The sequence below is a fragment of the Acinetobacter stercoris genome (genome assembly GCF_900323515.1).
In the GTDB taxonomy this organism is placed as follows: domain Bacteria; phylum Pseudomonadota; class Gammaproteobacteria; order Pseudomonadales; family Moraxellaceae; genus Acinetobacter; species Acinetobacter stercoris.
This window is the reverse complement of sequence record NZ_OOGT01000063.1, coordinates 1-18,463: the sequence shown is the minus strand read 5'-3', so window position 1 is coordinate 18,463 and position 18,463 is coordinate 1. Positions and strand designations below refer to the sequence as shown.

General features: G+C 37.8%; 16 protein-coding genes. 9 read left to right on the top strand and 7 right to left on the bottom strand.

Annotation, left to right across the window (positions count from 1 at the left end; all coding sequences use genetic code 11):
• Positions 1 to 77: 77 nt before the first annotated feature.
• Positions 78 to 230 carry a hypothetical protein gene (locus KPC_RS20345; RefSeq protein WP_171334451.1) on the top strand — a complete coding sequence of 51 codons (153 nt, stop codon included), beginning with the start codon at positions 78 to 80 and terminating at the stop codon, positions 228 to 230.
• Between the two features lie 70 nt (positions 231 to 300).
• Here KPC_RS20345 and serC read toward each other — a convergent pair whose 3' ends face one another.
• Together serC and KPC_RS08610 are read right to left on the bottom strand one after the other, a co-directional pair.
• The gene (serC, locus tag KPC_RS08615) at positions 301 to 1,380 is read right to left on the bottom strand and encodes a 3-phosphoserine/phosphohydroxythreonine transaminase (RefSeq protein ID WP_121973975.1); all 1,080 of its coding nucleotides are present in this window, start codon (positions 1,378 to 1,380) and stop codon (positions 301 to 303) included.
• A 172-nt stretch (positions 1,381 to 1,552) separates the two neighbouring features.
• Entirely contained in the window at positions 1,553 to 2,107 is a 555-nt protein-coding gene (locus KPC_RS08610) for a delta-aminolevulinic acid dehydratase (protein WP_121973974.1), read from the bottom strand.
• 217 nt (positions 2,108 to 2,324) lie between these two features.
• On the opposite strand from KPC_RS08610, the gene KPC_RS08605 reads away from it, so the two are divergent.
• Genes KPC_RS08605 through KPC_RS08590 form a run of 4 tightly spaced genes read left to right on the top strand, consistent with a single transcriptional unit; the run spans position 2,325 to position 7,189 of the window.
• Complete coding sequence (locus KPC_RS08605; protein WP_121973976.1) at positions 2,325 to 3,797, top strand: TolC family protein; 1,473 nt, start codon at positions 2,325 to 2,327, stop codon at positions 3,795 to 3,797.
• Between the two features lie 3 nt (positions 3,798 to 3,800).
• Complete coding sequence (locus KPC_RS08600; RefSeq protein WP_121973973.1) at positions 3,801 to 4,961, top strand: HlyD family secretion protein; 1,161 nt, start codon at positions 3,801 to 3,803, stop codon at positions 4,959 to 4,961.
• Positions 4,962 to 6,089 carry an ABC transporter permease gene (locus KPC_RS08595; protein ID WP_121973972.1) on the top strand — a complete coding sequence of 376 codons (1,128 nt, stop codon included), beginning with the start codon at positions 4,962 to 4,964 and terminating at the stop codon, positions 6,087 to 6,089.
• Entirely contained in the window at positions 6,089 to 7,189 is a 1,101-nt protein-coding gene (locus KPC_RS08590; RefSeq protein WP_121973971.1) for an ABC transporter permease, read from the top strand. The genes KPC_RS08595 and KPC_RS08590 overlap by 1 nt, the downstream gene beginning before the upstream one ends.
• On the opposite strand, the gene KPC_RS08585 is transcribed toward KPC_RS08590, so the two are convergent.
• From KPC_RS08585 to KPC_RS08575, 4 genes are all read right to left on the bottom strand, one after another.
• Positions 7,176 to 7,634, bottom strand: a complete 459-nt coding sequence (locus KPC_RS08585; RefSeq protein WP_121973970.1) for a hypothetical protein — start codon at positions 7,632 to 7,634, stop codon at positions 7,176 to 7,178. The two genes, KPC_RS08590 and KPC_RS08585, sit on opposite strands and share 14 nt — an antisense overlap.
• 255 nt (positions 7,635 to 7,889) lie before the next feature.
• Entirely contained in the window at positions 7,890 to 8,015 is a 126-nt protein-coding gene (locus tag KPC_RS20845) for a KGW motif small protein (protein WP_264821788.1), read from the bottom strand.
• A 171-nt stretch (positions 8,016 to 8,186) separates the two neighbouring features.
• Positions 8,187 to 12,020, bottom strand: a complete 3,834-nt coding sequence (purL, locus tag KPC_RS08580) for a phosphoribosylformylglycinamidine synthase (protein WP_121973969.1) — start codon at positions 12,018 to 12,020, stop codon at positions 8,187 to 8,189.
• A 216-nt stretch (positions 12,021 to 12,236) separates the two neighbouring features.
• Complete coding sequence (locus tag KPC_RS08575) at positions 12,237 to 13,130, bottom strand: M20/M25/M40 family metallo-hydrolase (protein WP_407641983.1); 894 nt, start codon at positions 13,128 to 13,130, stop codon at positions 12,237 to 12,239.
• A gap of 329 nt (positions 13,131 to 13,459) precedes the next feature.
• On the opposite strand from KPC_RS08575, the gene KPC_RS08570 reads away from it, so the two are divergent.
• The 4 genes from KPC_RS08570 to KPC_RS08555 all read left to right on the top strand — a co-directional run bounded on the left by KPC_RS08570 (position 13,460) and on the right by KPC_RS08555 (position 17,052).
• A complete protein-coding gene (locus tag KPC_RS08570; protein WP_121973967.1) occupies positions 13,460 to 14,800 on the top strand; it encodes a deoxyguanosinetriphosphate triphosphohydrolase in 1,341 nt (446 codons plus the stop codon).
• A gap of 185 nt (positions 14,801 to 14,985) precedes the next feature.
• Positions 14,986 to 15,588 carry a Holliday junction branch migration protein RuvA gene (gene ruvA / locus KPC_RS08565; RefSeq protein ID WP_121973966.1) on the top strand — a complete coding sequence of 201 codons (603 nt, stop codon included), beginning with the start codon at positions 14,986 to 14,988 and terminating at the stop codon, positions 15,586 to 15,588.
• Between the two features lie 19 nt (positions 15,589 to 15,607).
• A complete protein-coding gene (gene ruvB, locus KPC_RS08560) occupies positions 15,608 to 16,612 on the top strand; it encodes a Holliday junction branch migration DNA helicase RuvB (protein ID WP_121973965.1) in 1,005 nt (334 codons plus the stop codon).
• Between the two features lie 50 nt (positions 16,613 to 16,662).
• Positions 16,663 to 17,052, top strand: coding sequence for a hypothetical protein (locus tag KPC_RS08555; RefSeq protein ID WP_121973964.1), 390 nt, complete (start codon positions 16,663 to 16,665; stop codon positions 17,050 to 17,052).
• Positions 17,053 to 17,472: 420 nt separating this feature from the next.
• Here KPC_RS08555 and KPC_RS20340 read toward each other — a convergent pair.
• Positions 17,473 to 18,463: hypothetical protein (locus KPC_RS20340; RefSeq protein WP_121973963.1), on the bottom strand; the 991-nt coding region annotated here is incomplete at its 5' end.

Sequence of the window (18,463 nt, the reverse complement as noted above, 5' to 3'; positions counted from 1 at the left end):
CTTTAATATAATATTTATGCTAAAAATGCTTCAAATCAGTTCGATTTAACAATAATTTAAAAACTCTAGGCTCAGTGATGAAAATTATACCGGAACAGTCGACTAGTCTAATCAATACCAATACTCGTCCATACCTAAAACTGGATAAGGGAGCTATCTGCTTTTTTATTCTTGGTATGTTCCTTGCTGCTGTGATTATCCACAAATTTGGAATATTCCCGATCGCCTAATTTTCAATCTCTATATAATGAATAAACAAAAAACCCTCAATGAATGAGGGTTTTTTATCACCAATCAAAATTAGCCATTACGTTTCGCAAAGTCTTCCATAAAACTTACAAGCGCTTGTACACCAGCAAGTGGTACAGCATTGTAAATACTTGCACGCATCCCACCTACTGAACGGTGACCAGCAAGATTAAGCAAACGATTTTCCTCAGCTTCTTTCAAAAACTGTTTATCTAAATCTGAATTTGCCAATGTAAATGGTACATTCATGATTGAACGATTTTGAATTGCAATCGGATTGTTATAGAAATCACTTGAATCAATATAACCATAAAGAAGCTTAGCTTTTTCAAGATTTACCTTATGAATTGCTTCAACACCGCCTTGCTCTAGCAACCACTCAAATACCAAACCTGATAAGTACCATGCATAAGTTGCAGGCGTATTTACCATTGAACCATTTTTAGACTGGGCACTATATTTTAAAATACTTGGAATCTCAGGTTTAGCTTGATCCAGTAAATCGTCACGGATAATAACCAATGTCAAACCTGCAGGACCGATATTTTTTTGTGCTCCAGCATAAATCAGGCCAAACTTTGAAACATCAATCGGAGCTGACAAGATGCTAGAAGAAAGATCAGAAACTAGTGGTGCGCTTACTTCTGGAATTTTGTCAAATTGGATACCACCAATAGTTTCATTTTCTGCATAGTGGACATATGCAGGATCTTTAGATAAATTCCAGGTGCTTTGATCACTAATCGCAAGTTTTCCATCTATTGTTGTCCCAGCCTCGACAACATTGATTTCACCATAACGGCTCGCTTCTTTATAAGCTTTTTCAGACCAGATTCCAGTATGGATATAATCTGCTTTGCTATTTTTACCCAAAAGATTTAATGGGATTGCTGAAAACTGAAGTGATGCCCCACCCTGTAAAAACAGTACTTTATAATTTTCTGGAATATTTAATAATTGGCGTAAGTCTGCTTCGGCCTTTTCAGCAACTGCAACATAATCTTTGCTGCGATGGCTCATTTCCATGATGGATAAGCCTTTACCGTGCCAATCCAACATTTCTTGTTGAGCTTTTTCTAAAACGGCAGTAGGTAATGCAGCAGGACCAGCACAGAAATTGTACGCGCGCATGATTTTTCCCTTAAAGTAAGTGAAACGAAATAAATGTGTGCATTTAACCATAAATTAGTCATAGATGCAGCAGCTTCTCAAGTTAAACTTTCAATGGATACACCAAATAAGATTCATTTTTATTATCTTGGCTGTATAAAATTCTTTTTGATTTTAAATCAGATTTTTTAAATTATTTTTCATAACATTTAAATATCAAAGTTTCCTGGTCAATTGATCTTGCAATTGTATAGGCCACCTCATCAATACATTGATTCACGACGATTTCATAAAAGTAGCGCATTAGAAAAATCAATACAGCTGATCCTAGAATATAATCTTCTGGTGCAATATAAATATTACAACCTGCCTCTATAAACGAGTCAGCAATTTCATTATTTCCAAGTGCACACCCTGTTGCAATTACCTTGATGTCATTTAGTTTTGCATATAATTGAATATGTTGTGCACCAAAAGCCTGAACTCGTGGTTCTTGTTCATCATAGATCTGCTGCCCAAGTTGAGGCATACAAAATCCATCCTTTTGACCATGTAAGCAAAAAATCAGATAATCAACATCATCATAAAGCGCTTTTCCAGATAAAACTTCAATAAAATCACGAGGACGACCAATCCAATAAGTCACAACACGAACACTGAGACATTCTAAGAATGCACGTATGGCATAAGCTTCATTTTCACTTCTCTCACCAACAACAAGTGCTATACATAAAGTAGGCTGAGTCAAATTATTTACCTTATTAAACCTATTAAATACAATGTAAAATCATTTAAATAATCACATAAATATGTCGAAAAAATTAAATCTAGACTAATGCCAAATAATCGAAAGAAAATTAGGATATAGACTCTATTTAAAATCGATATAATTCACATAAGTTCACATGAATATTCCGTTTGGATTACAGACAGACATGACGAATAAATTAAAAGAACGACTGCATATGAATAGACTGTCACTAACTACATTACGCTCAGCTCAATTTGCTTTGTTTTTAACGACACTCTGTTTCGTTTCGCCTACATTTTCCTATGAATTAAGTTATAGCGATGCAGAACTATATATTGTTGAAAATGCATATAGCACTCAGGCGAATGAAGCACTTCAGCAAGCATCACAATTGCAGTCCGAAGCGGTCAAAGGGTTAGGATTACCCCGTATAGATTTAAATGTTCGAGCGTATAAATTCCATAGTGAAGTAGATGTTCCATTGGATAAATTTAAAAACAATCTGGAGCAAACACTTTCACAAGGCGTAAATGATAAATTATCAGGATTTCAAGGTAGCATTCCGTCAGGAGTCTATGACCCTTTACAACAGGGTTTAAATCAGACTATCCATAGTGGTATTGGATTATTTCCCGATAGTGCAAATGTTGTACTGGAAGATGATGTGGTCAAACCCACCGTTTCCATACTGATGCCACTCTATACAGGCGGGTTGATTTCCAGTAGCAAAGAAATGGCAAATATAAAAGCCCAAAGAAGTCAATTAGATAGTAAACAACAACAAGATATTGTACGTTATGAAATGATTCAGTCCTATTTTAATGTTCAGCTACAGCAACAACTCGTTTATGCAAGTCGTTTTAATTACAATACCATGCAAAAGCATTATGACAATGCCTTAAAAATGGAAAAACAAGGTGTTATAAGTAAAGGGCAACGTATGCAGTTCGAAGTTGCTCGAAATAATGCAGCACGTGCCTTACAAAATGCCCAATCCAACTTACAAGCAAGCCAATTCAGTTTAAAAAATCTTCTTCACAAACAAGAGCCTGACCGACTCAGCACTCCCCTGTTTGTGAATATGCAAACAGATCAGCCCCTCAATCAATTGCTGGCATCGTATCCAGAAACATCCAATCTCGTGCGTAAAATGCAAATGAATACCAAACTGGCTGAGCAAAATGTTAAAGCCCAGAATGCTGCAAAAAAACCGAACCTTTTTGCTTTCGGTGAATACAGTTTAGATGATAAGCAAGACTGGATTATTGGCGTTGTAGCTAAATACAATATTTTTGATGGAGTAAACAAAAATAAAAATGCTCAGGCAGCAGAACTTCAACGCTACGCAAGTGAACTGATGACTGCGAGAACCAAGCAAGAAATCGAGAATATCATTTATAAATCTTATAACGAAATGACTTCTGCGCAGCAGAGTCAATCTTTACTTCGCCAAAACATGCAAGCAGCCGAAGAAAATCTCCGTATTCAAGAGCTTTCATTTAAAGAAGATATGGGAACTGCCAACCAAGTTATTGATGCACAAAATGCGCTGACAGGACTAAAAACTGAAATGGCGATCAATGCATATAAATACATCATATCATTGGCAACCTTATTGCAAGGACACGGTTCAATTTCCCAATTTAAAAATTATATTCATCACCCTAATACTGATTATATTCGTTAGAAGATGGAGCAAGACATGACTCAAGATCGACGTTCAGAATCCGAAGATGGCAAAGCTTCCTCTAGTATTGAAAATACGCACATCAAAAATGAAGAAACCGAAGATGAAATTAATTCCCAGAAAAATGAATTATTATCGACGAATGCCCAATCAATAAACATGAATCCAAGCAATAAGAAAAAAAGTATTCTTGTACTCATTGTAGTGATTATCCTCACACTATTATTTGGACTGATTATTTTTGGACTTTGGAAAAATTACCAGCCAAAGAGCATAGAAGTTCAAGGGCGTGTTGAAGCAGAAACAGTCTATGTCAGTACCAAAGTCCCTAGTCGTATAGAAGAAATCTATGTGCATGAGGGTCAAAAAATTGGAAAGAATCAACCTTTAGTTCGTCTTTATAGCCCTGAAATAGATGCCAAAAAGCAACAAGCATTGGCGTCACTACAGTCAGCACTGGCACTACAATCCACTGCAGATAGAGGCTCTCAACAAGAAAATATTGCGAGTTTATACGCCAACTGGCAGAGTTTAAAGGCTCAAGAAAATCTGGCACAAATCACGTATCAACGTGGTGCTCATTTATATAAAGAAGGTGTCATTTCCAAACAACGTAGAGATGAAATGCATGCCGCTGCTCTATCTGCAAGCAGTATGACAGAGTCAGCCTATCAACAGTATGCCCGTGCTAAACGAGGCAGCACTCCCGAGCAAAAGCAAGGTGCCGATGCACAGGTAGAAATCGCAAAAGCTGCCGTAGCAGAAGCCAATGCACTGGAAGCAGAAACCAGATTGTTTTCACCTGTTTCAGGCACAGTTTCCAAAACCTATGGAAAAGTTTCAGAGCTTGTAGCAATGGGCGTACCAGTGATTAGCATCATTCAAGATCAAAATCTCTGGATCAGTCTAAATGTCCGTGAAGATCAGTACGCCAATGTTTATCAAAGTAAGACATTGTCCGGGTTTATTCCAGCACTCAATAGACAGGCAAATTTTAAAATTGAAAATATTGATGCAGAAGGTGAATTCGCAACCATTAAAACTACACGCCAAACAGGTGGTTATGATATCCGTAGTTTCAAATTACATTTGGTTCCTGAACAGCCAATTACCGATCTGAAAGCAGGTATGAGTGTCATTTTCAAATTAAAAGAGACTAAATAAATGTGGTCTTGTATGCTGCGTGAATTACATTATTTATTTACTCATAAATGGGATTTGTCTCTTGTCACACTTGCACCTCTATTTGTGATTATTTTATTTGGCAGCATGTTTTACCAAGGTAAACCAGAACATTTACCCATTGCCATTATTGATCAGGATCATAGCCGTTTGAGCCATGATATCAGTCATTATTTGAGCCTGAATCAAGGTCTGAAAGTCATCGAAGTAAATGATAGCCCAGATCATATCGAAACGCTGTTAAACCAAACTAAAATTTGGGGCTATGTGCAAATTCCCAATGGTGCTGAACAACGTTTAGTTGAATCTCAGGATGCTCAAATTAGCATTGCTTATAATCAGTCTTTTTTTAGTATAGGTAATAGTATTTCATCTGCAATGCTGGTTAGTACCTTGGAAGCCATTGCAGATTTTGGAGGCAACTCCTATCTAAAGAATAATATTCCCTATATGGATATCCCTACTGCCCATGTCAAGGTATCCCCTTTATTCAATCCCAGTCTAAGCTATGAGTTTTATCTGGAACCCTTCATGATTCCAGCCATTTTACATTTGCTGTTATGCTGTTGTGTTGCATTTTCTGTTGGACAGGAATTTAAGTTCGAAACTACAAGACAATGGCTAGATAGTCAAAATGCATTTCAGGCTTTATTTGCTAAAAATATGGTTTACGTCCTCATTTTTTGCCTATGGACATGGATCTGGATGTTTTGGCTAATTGCAATTCGAGGCTGGTTCATTGCAGGCAGTTTATTATTGATATTATTAGCTCAATTTTTATTTTATTCAGCCTATGCATTTATTAGCTCTACTGTTGTATTGGCAACTAAAAATCTATCCAAAACCTTTGGATTTATCGCTGTTTATGGTGGCTCTTCTTTAAGTTTTGCAGGCGTCACACTTCCTTTAAATAATGCTCCAATATTCACCAGGTTTTGGTCAAGTATTATTCCTTATACTCCTTATGCAAAACTACAAACTGAACAATGGGTCATCGGTAGCCCTATCTGGGTATCAATGACACCACTATTTATATTGATTGCTTATTTTATTTTCTATTATGTGATTGCGGCATTACTTCTCAAAAAAATCGCGAGAGGATACTCATGATGAAAAATTTCTTCAGATTTTATCTTCAGACTTTTAAAAATATAGCCAGCAACTCATCTATTCTTACCACAATGATCTTATCTGTGTTTTTTTACAGCTTCTTTTATCCTATCGCTTATGAAGGGCAAAAAGCTGAAGATATTCCCATGATTATTGTCGATGAAGAACAAAGTCACCTTTCGAATCAAATTATTACCGAGATACAAAAAAGCCCAAATGTTAAAGTAAAACAGGTAACAGGAAATTTTCTCGAAGCTAAAAACATGATTAAGGAGCAAAGAGCTGAAGCTATTTTACTACTCCCTTCAAATTTATCACAGAGTTTACGACGTGGTGAAATGGGTGGAATAGGTCTTTATCTTAGCAGTGCTTATTTCTTACAAACCAAGGAAGCTGGTCTTGGTATCGCAGCTGGCATCGAAAATGCTCTAGTAGAATATTTACAGAAATTTTCTGAAATCTCACATTTCACCCCTCATCTACCTATCCATCAAATTCCTTTATTCAATACCTTATCAGGCTATGGCAGTTATATTTTTCCTGCTGTTGCACCGCTGATTATCCATCAGACTATCCTTTTGGGACTTTGCATGCTTATAGCAGCATACCGTGAAAAAAACTGGTTGCCCTCTACAAGCGAATTTTTAGGTGTTTTTTTTGCTGCACTCAGCATTGGTTGCCTGGGCTGCCTATTTCTGTTCGGTTTTACATTCTGGTGGAATGATTATCCTCGTGGAGGTAATTTGTCAGGAATGTTGATCGCTGTCCCAGTTTTTTTAAGTGCTGTCATCGGTTTAGCGATGCTTATTGCCTCTTATCTTGATATATCCGAACGAGCAGGGCATGTAATTGTATTTACATCTATTCCTTTATTTTTACTTTCAGGAGCCGCATGGCCACTACAAGCAATGCCAAGACTCATGCAATGGTTCGCATGGAGCTTACCATCAACAAATGGTATACAAATGTTTATACAGCTGAACCAGATGGGTGTAGCAACGTTTTTTGTAGTTCCCAAATTGATCTTTTTAGCGTGCTCTTCAATTATTTTATTAAGTTGCGCCTATTATCGTCTAGTTATCCGGTCTAAACATCTTTAGTTTTTAAAACCTTGTTGATCTGAATATTGTCAATCAAATTTTTCTTTTTACGTTTCTGAAAAGTGATTTGCATAAACAAGAAATCATCTGGTCGCACAATCTTGTAAATAACATCCAGACTATGATCTCTTTTGTCTAATATTCTCTCACTAACACTGATCAACTGTGGATCACCCAGCTTGGTATCGGCAGATAATAAATCAAATAATCGTTGAAAATAACTTGGTTCATTTATAATTCTTTGATGAAACTCGGTAGTCAGATGATTTTCCAGTGCATCTGCATCACCTGCCTGAATATGCTGTAAAATTTCCTTTACCAACCTTTCCTGACGCATGCTTAAACTTAGTTCAGGATGTTGAATTTCATAAAAAGTATAGTGGCTAATTTTTTTGCTCACCAATACAATTAAAACAATAGAAACAAGGAATAGAATCTTTTTCATCAACACATTCTTATTCTCCGAAATGCTATTTATACTATAACAACAGTACACATGAAATACCTAGCGAAGAACAAAATTAAATATTTACTAATCAATAAATTAACATATTCAATCACTATAAAAAAACTAATTTTTTTATAAAACCCATGATAATTCCGATCTCTAATTAAAATATTGATCTCATATTGAACACATGAAAATTCATTCATGATATTGAAAGCACCCTGACATCCAGAGCACTTCCAATCTTGTATTTTATTTGATTAAAAAGATAAACATTACAAAAATCATTTGTAAACCAATTACAGTTGCAAACCACATCCACCCTTTTTGACGTAATGCAATTTTATCGATAGTGTTATATTTTGTCGTTTTAATCATTTTGTCACCTCATGTATTTTCAATGCCTGAACACTTTTGGAGCAAAACTTCTATTCTTTAGAAGATAATTTATACAAAGCAAAAAATAAACCAACTATAAAACTGTAACAATTATTTCGACCATAAAAAAGCTCCCTATTGGGAGCTTTTCTTCATTCAAATATTTTTGAATTAACCAATAAATTTACGCGCATTACGGAACATACGTAACCAAGCACCATCTTCTGTCCATTCTTCAGGTTTCCAGGAATGTTGAATAGCACGGAAATTACGTTCTGGATGCGGCATCATGATTGTTGCACGACCATCTGTGGAAGTTACACCTGAAATTGCTTCTGGTGAACCATTTGGGTTCAACGGATAGTGTTGTGTTGGCTGACCTAAACTATCCACATAACGTAAAACTACCTGATCATTGGCATTTAGTGATGCAAAAGCTTCATCACTTGCAACAGCCCGCCCCTCGCCATGTGCAACTGCGATTGGTAAAATTGAACCTTGCATGTCTTGAAGCAATACAGAATTAGACTTTTCAATGCGAACATTAACTGCGCGTGCTTCAAAAACTTCAGATGTATTACGGTGGAAACGTGGCCAGTTATCAGCGCCAGGAATCAACGGTGCCAACTGCGATAGCATTTGACAACCATTACAAATACCTAAACTGAATGTTTCTTCACGATGGAAAAATTTTTCGAACTGATCACGAAGTTTAGGGTTAAACAAGACTGACTTCGCCCATCCACCGCCAGCACCTAATACGTCACCATATGAGAATCCACCACAAGCAACCAAGCCTTCAAAGTCATCCAAATCAACCCGACCAGAGAACAAGTCACTCATATGAACGTCTACAGTATTAAAACCTGCTTTATCAAATGCAGCGGCCATTTCCACATGGCCATTAACACCTTGTTCACGTAAAATCACCATATTTGGACGGCGGGTATTAATGAATGGTGCTTCAACAGGCTCATTAAGATCAAATGTTGCTTTGGCAATTAAACCCTGGTGGTTTTTGTCACCAATCAATGCAAACTCTTGATCTGCAGTTTCAGAGTTATCACGCAGGCGCTGGATTTGATGAGAAACTTCAGCCCAAGCTTGCTGTAACTCGCTACGTTCAAGCACTAAACCATTCACACAAAGCTGGTCAGTATTATTGACATAACCTACAAGCTTTACAATTTCACGGAGACTGGAAAGCTCAACTTCAGATTTGATAGATTCCCAATCTGATTTATTCAACTGAACCACAGCACCAATTTCTTCTGCAAATAGGCTTTCTGCTGATTGATCTTCTAATGCTACACCTAAACGTGAAGCAAACATCATCTCTGCAACAGTTGCAAGTAAACCACCATCACCGATGTCATGATAGGCTTTAATCAGTCCTCGATTATTCCAGTCCTGAATCGTATTGAAGAAGGTTTTGAAATCTTCGAAACTATCAACATCAGGTGTAACAGAACCAATCGCTTTATAGACTTGCGCTAAAATAGAACCACCTAAACGGAACTGACCTTTAGACAGGTCAAAACGTACAAGTACAGAGTCAGCAAGGTTTTTAAGCTCTGGCGTTAATGTCTTACGTACATCCGCTACAGGTGCAAATGCAGTAATCACGCCTGACATTGGTGATGTTACGGCTTTATCTATGCCGTCATCATTCCAAGTAGTGCGCATAGAAAGAGAATCTTTTCCTACAGGAATTGCAATCCCCAATGCAGGGCACATTTCCATACCAATTGCTTTTACACCTTCAAACAAGGCTTGATCTTCACCCAGCTGTCCAGCGGCAGCCATCCAGTTCGCAGACAGTTTGATATCACTGATCTGCTCAATATTAGCAGAGGCAATATTTGAAATTGCTTCTGCAACTGCTAAACGTGCAGATGCAGCAGGATTTAACAAAGCAACTGGAGGACGTTCACCCATTGCCATTGCTTCACCAGTAAACCCAAGCAAGCTCGTTGTGGTAACCGCAGCATCCGCTACAGGAACTTGCCAGCGTCCCACCATCTGGTCACGTGCAACCATACCTGTAATCGAACGGTCACCGATGGTAATCAGGAATGATTTTGATGCAACTGTCGGGTTTTTGATGACACGGAAAATAGCATCTTTCAAATCAACTTTAGATGCATCAAAGTCATCACCTTTGCGTTCAATCGTTTCATAAGAACGTTGCATACGAGGTGTGCCACCAAGCATGACCTGCATTGGCATATCAACAGCTTTATTTTCAAATAGAGGATCTTCAACGACCAATTGACGTGCTTCTGTTGCTTCACCTAACACTGCGAATGGACAGCGTTCACGCGCACAGATTTCTTCAAATTGATCAATCGACTCTGGACGAATAGCAAGAACATAACGCTCTTGTGCCTCATTTGACCAGATCTCCATTGGAGACATGCCAGGTTCTAGAGATGGGATTTTACGAAGATTTAAAACAGCACCCAGCTCATGGTCATTTACCAGTTCAGGCATTGCATTGGAAAGACCACCTGCCCCCACATCATGAATAGAAACGATAGGGTTATAGTCTTCCATACGCCAGCAAGTATCGATCACTTCCTGACAACGGCGCTCCATTTCAGGGTTATCACGCTGAACTGAAGCAAAATCAAGGTTTTCACCCAGTTTACCACTCGCTACCGAAGAGGCAGCACCACCGCCTAAACCGATGAGCATCGCAGGCCCACCAAGTACGATTAGTAAATCGCCTGGCTGGATCGCATCTTTTTCAACATGGTCAGGACGAATATTCCCATAACCACCTGCAATCATGATCGGTTTATGGAAACCTTTAACTTCACCATTAACATTTTGTTCAAATGTACGGAAATAACCATTTAATGCTGGACGGCCAAATTCGTTATTAAATGCCGCACCACCAAGAGGCCCGTCAATCATGATCTGTAGTGGTGAAGCCATACGTGACGGCTTACCATAGTTTTCTTCCCATGGCTGTTCAAAACCTGGAATATTCAGATTTGAAACGGTAAATCCTGTCAAACCAGCTTTGGGTTTACCACCACGACCAGTTGCGCCTTCATCACGGATTTCACCACCAGAACCTGTTGCTGCACCTGCAAAAGGAGCAATTGCTGTTGGGTGATTGTGAGTTTCAACTTTCATCAAAATGTGGGCAGCCTGACTTTTATATTTATAAACAAAGTGCCCTTTTTCATCCGCTTTTGGATAAAAACGCTGCGTATCATATCCCACGATCACAGAAGCGTTATCTTTATATGCAGATAAAACATCTGTCGGCGATTCTTTATAAGTATTCTTAATCATCTGGAACAATGATAATGGCTGTTTTTCTCCGTCAATTGTCCATTCTGAACCAAAGATTTTATGGCGGCAATGCTCCGAGTTTGCCTGAGCAAACATCATGAGTTCGATATCGTGAGGATTACGACCCATTTTTGCAAATGCATCTGTTAAATAATCAATTTCTTCGTCAGACAAAGCAAAACCAAATTCATTATTTGCTTTTACCAGAGCTTCTTTGCCCTGACCCAAAATATCAATACTATTTAATGGTTTTGGATCAGTCTCAGTAAATAAGACTGACGCATCATCAACATGATTAAACACACTTTCAGTCATTCGATCATGTAAAGCAAGTTTGACTTCATTCGAAATTTCTGAAATACCCTGTAAAGTAAACAAAACACCGCGTTCAAGGCGGTGTACAGGAGTATTACAGTTCGCAAAAATATCAGTTGCTTTTGATGACCACGGAGAAATCGTACCAACACGTGGTGTCACTAAAATCTGGATTTCACCTTGTTCAGGTTGGCGCAACTGGTAACTTGCACCATCATTTAAAAGTTGTAAAGCAGACTGTTGTTGCTCACCGTTGAGCGCTTGGTCAAACAGATAAACCCATTGGCTGTCGAAAGATTGAACAGAACTAATTGACGATAGACGTGATAGTAGTTGAGCTTTCTTAAAAGAAGAATGTGCTGGTGCACCGGCCACGATAAACATGTTGATTTTGGCTCCACGGGCAAGTCTTGTGAATTTGCCGCAATGTGACTTGAAGAGAGCGCATATTCTACTGTGAATTAGCCAAATCAGCTAGATGGCAAAACAGGAATATGCGCTAAAAACATATAAGAAATACCAATAAGGCTTTGCTTTACAAATAAAATATTACAGGTTAATACATTATTAGATGTAAAAATCACCTGAAATAGCTACGAATTATTGTGTATCAACCGTTTTTAAAAGATGCACTAAAGCTTCGGCAGCGATTTGCATCGACTGTGGGTCTACCTTATCTACGGTATCGCAGGCAGCGTGGTAACATGGTGCAAACTCTAGCACATCACCTTTCATTTTTTCATTAAACAAAATTAAGGAAGTCACAGGGACTTTACCTAAAAACGGCGCGGTATCACTTGCAGTTAAGGTCGATACATCTTCTTTTATTTTAAGGTTTTTCGCTTTGAAAAATGCTTTCAGACTTTCTTCCAATGCTTGATCACCTGCATGAGATGGTACATTTCTTAATCCATCAAGCAATGGTTTATAGTCTTTCTCAGCCATTCCGCGTTCTTTCAGCATATTTTCCATGTCATCCACAGATGATTTATCTGCATCAGCGATTAAAATTTCAGGGTCTTTCGTTCCCACCATATCTACATTGATATATGCCTTGATGCCTTTTAACTGTTGTTCTGTCAATTTATCGACATAAGCTTTGGAACCTGCTATTCCTTCTTCTTCCGAATCCCAAAAAGCGACATAAATTGAATGTTCAGGCTGAACTTTCTTTTCAGACATTTCCTGCACCAAATCTAGTAAAAGTGCTGTACCTGATGCATTATCATTAATTCCTGGACCCATTTTCACAGAATCATAGTGTGCGCCGACCAGTATAGCTTGATCTTTATTTTTACCAGGAATTTCAACAAGTATATTTTGACCAACGGCTTTTTCCCGATTTTCAAAAGCTAGCATTTGTACATCATAACCAGACTTTTTGACCTGCTCTAAAATATATCGTGTACTTGCCTCTCCGCCTTTACTTCCAGTCGCTCTATTGCCTGCATTATTTTGGGCAATATTTTGAAAAGCATTCAAATGATTCATCATGCGATTAGTTTGTAAGGCAACTGTACCCACCGTAACCCCTGTACTTACCACACTGGTGGCTGTTGATACAGCAAATATGGAGCATCCTGAAAAAAATAAACTTGACGACATTGCTAAAATCAAAGCTTTTTTTGATTGAAATTTCATATTTTTCCCCAATAAATTTAATCACCATTTTAAAATGATTATCATATAAAAACGATTTTATTATATTTCAGTTCCTAAATTAAAAAAAATAAGCATTAAAAAGACAACTTATGACGCACCACCCTAGTGCTCTGTGTTTTTTTTTGGCATGATGCAATCATGTTAAAAGTGAATAATGATAAATGACTCAAATGCGTTGGCTAGAACTGCTTTCAACCATTCGTTTAGGCAGTAAAAAACAAAGTTCAGAACAGGCACGTAGCCCATTTCATAAAGATTATGACCGTATTATATTTTCACAAAGTTTTCGTCAACTTAACCGTAAAACCCAAGTCCATCCTCTGACACAACATGACGGTATCCATACTCGTTTAACACATTCTCTAGAAGTCTCATGTATTGGCCGTTCTTTAGGTATGTTGGCGGCAGAAAAAATCAAAGATGAATTGCCGGTCTGGATATCCCCGGCAGATGTTGGCGCGATTATCCAGGCGGCATGTCTAGCACATGACATTGGAAATCCGCCTTTTGGTCATGCAGGTGAATATGCGATTCGGGAATGGTTTGATGATGCATCACATACCGATTTTTTAAAAGATTTGAGTGACCATGAAGAAGCTGATGTACGCCAGTTTGAAGGTAATGCCCAAGGTCTAAGGTTACTCACAAAAATTGATTACCATCCCCATGATGGTGGCATGCGTCTGACCCATGCAACTTTAGGTGCATATTTAAAATATCCATGGCTTTCACAGACCATAGAATCGCAAGGCAATAAACCTGCAAGTCAATGTGCCAAGTTCGGTTGTTATCAAGCGGAAAAAGAGACTTTAAAACAAATTGCTGAACAACTCGGACTTATTCAAATTGGAGACTACCACTATTGTCGTCATCCACTGACCTATCTACTCGAAGCCGCTGATGATATCTGTTATGCCTTAATTGATCTGGAAGATGGCATTATTTTAAACATGCTGAACTATGATGAAGTAGAGCCTATATTTTTAGCATTGATTGGAGAGTATGGCATTCCTGAAGAACTCAGTATACCAAGCAGTACATGGCAACAAAAAATAGCCGCTTTACGGGGTCGTGTCATGAAACGTCTTGTCGATGAGGTCACATCTGCATTTGCCAGACACCATTTTGAAATTTTGTCTGGTCAATTAAAAGGTTCATTGTTGCAGTATTGTTCACGAGATATTGAAATCGGCATCAATAATGCAAAAAATCTGGCACGTGAAAAAATCTTTGAGCATCCACAAAAATCGGGGTTAGAAATTATTGCACATCAAAGCTTGCAAACCATTTTAGATGCTTTTGTTCCGCTCACCATGCCAGAAAAAAAACTGAATTTTAAAGAGCAACGTTTATTGTCAATTTTACAAAGAGTTGGGGCTCATTTTGAAGAAAATCATTATGATAATATTATGCAAGTTCTAGATATTGTCAGTAAATTTTCAGATCACCAAGCCTATAATCTGGCTCAGGAACTCAAAGGTAATAAGGTCGGTTTTTTTTAGTTCAGTCAAAGTATGTACACAACTAAGATAGAATGCCGTATGTTAAGTAAAGATTACAGTGATATATGCCCCTTTACTTAACAAAACCTTGTTAAAAAATACAAAAAATTGTTTTTTGCCTTTAATTCAAATGACAATTAATATGCACTTATTCCATTCAACCTCAAACAAGTGAAACAGAATCAATGATCGGATGTTTAATTGGCGAAGTATTAGCCCTCGAAGCACCTACTGTCGTACTGAATGTCAATGGGATTGGCTACGAAATAGACACACCATTATCGACATTTTGCCAATTACAAAAAGGTCAAAAAGTCACCCTCTGGACACATTTAGCTGTTCGTGAAGATGCCCATTTACTTTACGGATTTATTCATGCTCAGGAAAAAACCATTTTCCGTACCTTACTCAAAGTTAACGGCGTTGGTCCTAAGATGGCTCTGGGAATTTTATCGACATTGAGTGTAGAACTACTCATTCATACCATTGAAAACGATGATGTCAATACGTTGGTAAAAGTACCTGGTGTTGGTAAAAAAACAGCTGAACGACTGATGATTGAGCTTAGAGATCGTTTTAAAGCACTGTCAAATGTTTCTACTCCAGCCAATTCAACAGTAACTCAAATTCAGTTTAGCTCTAACTCACCTGTTGCCGAAGCTGAAGCTGCATTACAATCTCTAGGTTATAAACCTGCCGAAGCGCAAAAGGCTGTAGCGGCAGTAAAAGGTGAGTTTACAGAATCTGCCGATATTATTCGGGCAGCACTCAAATCCATGATGAAATAGAGAGTAGATCAAGACACTCATGCAAGACCGTTTAATCAGTGGTACTGAAAAACCAGAAGATCATTTTGATCGAGCCATTCGTCCGACATCACTCGAAGACTATATCGGTCAGCCTGTCGTCCGTGAGCAAATGGAAATCTTTATCGGTGCGGCGAGAGGTCGTGGTGAAGCACTGGATCATACCCTGATTTTTGGACCACCTGGACTGGGTAAAACCACACTGGCAAATATCATTGCCCGTGAAATGGGGGGGAACCTTAAATCCACCTCTGGCCCTGTACTCGAACGAGCGGGTGATCTGGCGGCAATGCTGACTAATCTTGAGGAAGGTGATGTTTTATTCATTGATGAAATTCACCGCCTGTCCCCTGTCATTGAAGAAATTCTCTATCCTGCAATGGAGGATTACCAATTAGATATCATGATCGGTGAAGGTCCTGCTGCCCGATCTATCAAGCTTGATTTACCTCCGTTTACTCTGGTTGCTGCCACTACTCGTGCTGGATTACTGACTTCTCCTTTACGTGATCGTTTCGGTATTGTTCAACGTTTAGAGTTCTATTCTGTCGAAGACCTGACGCATATCGTGACTCGTTCAGCAAATCTTATGGATGTTCCAATTACTGCTGATGGTTCTCGTGAAGTTGCACGCCGATCACGTGGTACACCACGTATTGCTAATCGCCTATTACGTCGAGTACGAGATTATGCCCAAGTAAAAGGAACAGGTGAAGTCACACAAGATATGGCACAACGTGCACTGGATATGCTCAATGTCGATAAAGATGGCCTGGATACCTTGGATAGACGCTATCTCAGTATGTTGCTTGAACGTTTTGATGGTGGTCCTGCTGGTGTTGAAGCTTTAGCTGCAGCTATGGCAGAAGACTCGGGCACACTTGAAGATGTTATTGAACCTTATCTGATTCAGCAAGGTTATGTCATGCGTACTGCACGTGGACGGATTGCAACAAATCAGGCTTATTTACAGTTTGGATTAACTCCACCTGAACCTAAACAGTAATTGTTTAAGCAATATTGGGATATGATGATATTTCTTTTTGATAATATGAAATGAATGAACAAAAGCTTATTTCTAAAATACAAACAGCTTATGATGAAGTCTTAGAAGAAATCCCGGTAATAATAAAATTACCGGGATTTCAAACTATATCTTCGTTTACCGATGAGCAAAAACAATATTTATCAGATCTTGTTCAAAATCAGGTTAATCTGCTTATTAAAATCACTTTGATTGATCAATATGATCAAGAAATAGAAATATCAGACCCTGAACCAGAGAACTCTCCTTTCAACGTTGAACAATTGTCCAGTTATAAAATCCAGCGCTTAACATTCAATTTTAATGAGGCAAGTGTATGGATTCTTTTATATTTTCAAGATGAGATTAAACTCATTGCCGAAACTGAAACAGTTAAAACACCCTCAAAAAGATCAATATAATATTATTACTTATTGCTTCGTTATTATGTTTTGCATTCACTATTTTTACGGTAAATACTGTTTGGATTTTCTTTCTACGTTTTGTTGCAGCTTGTATATTATTTAAAGTCGTTACTGATCTGGTTTCAGCAATCTTTACCAATAAAAGGAAGGAGAAGCAAGAAAATACAATAGCTAATGACATGATCATTTGCCAATATTTTGCTTATCATTTGCAAGATTATGCCAATAAAAAATTGCTTTTAGATGATCCAGATTATGAAGCCTAAGATATACCATTACCTTTTGATCTGTTTCATAAACTGTAATATTTTTAATAACGTAAATAAATTTAACATTGAAATCAAGCATAGCCCAAATGAAGCACCATGTGCCATTTCTTTTTTGTCAATTAATGAAATGGCACATCTTTACACGCTCTTAATTAGCAATAGTCGTGCTAATCAATGAATCTATCGTATTTGCTGCAATATCATTGTAATAAGTACATTCGTTCATAAGTTCCTGATAACGGGCATTTGCATATATTCTTGCTGTTACAGTACTCTCTTCCTCTCCACTTAATTCATTTAGTCGTTCTTGGGAAGCTTTTAAAAGTTGATCAAGGGATATATCAGGGTTTTTAGTCCAAACCCCGTATCTCCATTCATTATTAATATAAGCATAAAGGTGAGCTGTTCCAGATGTTGGGGCATCATAGTTCTTATCATATTTCCACTGAATACCTCCCCACACTCCTTCTACCCACTCAACTGGTATCGTAGGTATTGGATTACCATCTACATCTATAGCCCGACTCTCTTCAGCTATAGGTAGCCCTAAAGTAACATCATAAAAAGGCTGTGTATAATGCGTGCTTTCACTTTTAAAACATTTAGCGCCAGCAGGAAATTTAGTTACTTTAGATAAAGCTAAAAATTCGTGAAATTTTTCCCAAGTTTCAGAGATAAGAGAGAGAAGAATAATACCTCCTTCTTGATAACTATCTAAAGTATTCCAATACACTGCTGTGCGATCACTCACAGTCATACTAGAAAGATCTACCCAGTGCCCTTTTTCTTCTATTTTTAAACCTTTTAAGCCGTTAAGATTATGCGGTGTCTTGTTTAAAATATTTCCATCACTGGAAACAGAGTTTATATAATACTCTTTATATCCTAATGGATATCGAGTAGCCCCTTGCTTATACAAGCCATCCAAACTCAAATAAACATTCTCATATTTTGGATATTTAACTGAACGAAACTCCTCGCTATTTGAAACTATAAAAAATGTTCCTTCACCTGGATATTTATAATTTGTATATAAGATATTTTCGCTTCTTGTACTTTTTGACACTGTTACAAAATTGCTAACTGGCAAATTATAAGGATCCCAGGCATAAGATGTGATATTGTCAAATTCTTTGCTC

Excerpts from the sequence above, each read along its gene's own strand:
- KPC_RS20345 (WP_171334451.1), top strand. The coding sequence starts at position 78 with ATGAAAATTATACCGGAACAGTCGACTAGTCTAATCAATACCAATACT.
- serC (WP_121973975.1), bottom strand. The coding sequence starts at position 1,380 with ATGCGCGCGTACAATTTCTGTGCTGGTCCTGCTGCATTACCTACTGCC.
- KPC_RS08605 (WP_121973976.1), top strand. The coding sequence starts at position 2,325 with ATGAATAGACTGTCACTAACTACATTACGCTCAGCTCAATTTGCTTTG.
- KPC_RS08600 (WP_121973973.1), top strand. The coding sequence starts at position 3,801 with ATGGAGCAAGACATGACTCAAGATCGACGTTCAGAATCCGAAGATGGC.
- KPC_RS08595 (WP_121973972.1), top strand. The coding sequence starts at position 4,962 with ATGTGGTCTTGTATGCTGCGTGAATTACATTATTTATTTACTCATAAA.
- KPC_RS08590 (WP_121973971.1), top strand. The coding sequence starts at position 6,089 with ATGAAAAATTTCTTCAGATTTTATCTTCAGACTTTTAAAAATATAGCC.
- KPC_RS08585 (WP_121973970.1), bottom strand. The coding sequence starts at position 7,634 with ATGAAAAAGATTCTATTCCTTGTTTCTATTGTTTTAATTGTATTGGTG.
- KPC_RS20845 (WP_264821788.1), bottom strand. The coding sequence starts at position 8,015 with ATGATTAAAACGACAAAATATAACACTATCGATAAAATTGCATTACGT.
- purL (WP_121973969.1), bottom strand. The coding sequence starts at position 12,020 with ATGTTTATCGTGGCCGGTGCACCAGCACATTCTTCTTTTAAGAAAGCT.
- KPC_RS08575 (WP_407641983.1), bottom strand. The coding sequence starts at position 13,130 with ATGATGAATCATTTGAATGCTTTTCAAAATATTGCCCAAAATAATGCA.
- KPC_RS08570 (WP_121973967.1), top strand. The coding sequence starts at position 13,460 with ATGACTCAAATGCGTTGGCTAGAACTGCTTTCAACCATTCGTTTAGGC.
- ruvA (WP_121973966.1), top strand. The coding sequence starts at position 14,986 with ATGATCGGATGTTTAATTGGCGAAGTATTAGCCCTCGAAGCACCTACT.
- ruvB (WP_121973965.1), top strand. The coding sequence starts at position 15,608 with ATGCAAGACCGTTTAATCAGTGGTACTGAAAAACCAGAAGATCATTTT.
- KPC_RS08555 (WP_121973964.1), top strand. The coding sequence starts at position 16,663 with ATGAATGAACAAAAGCTTATTTCTAAAATACAAACAGCTTATGATGAA.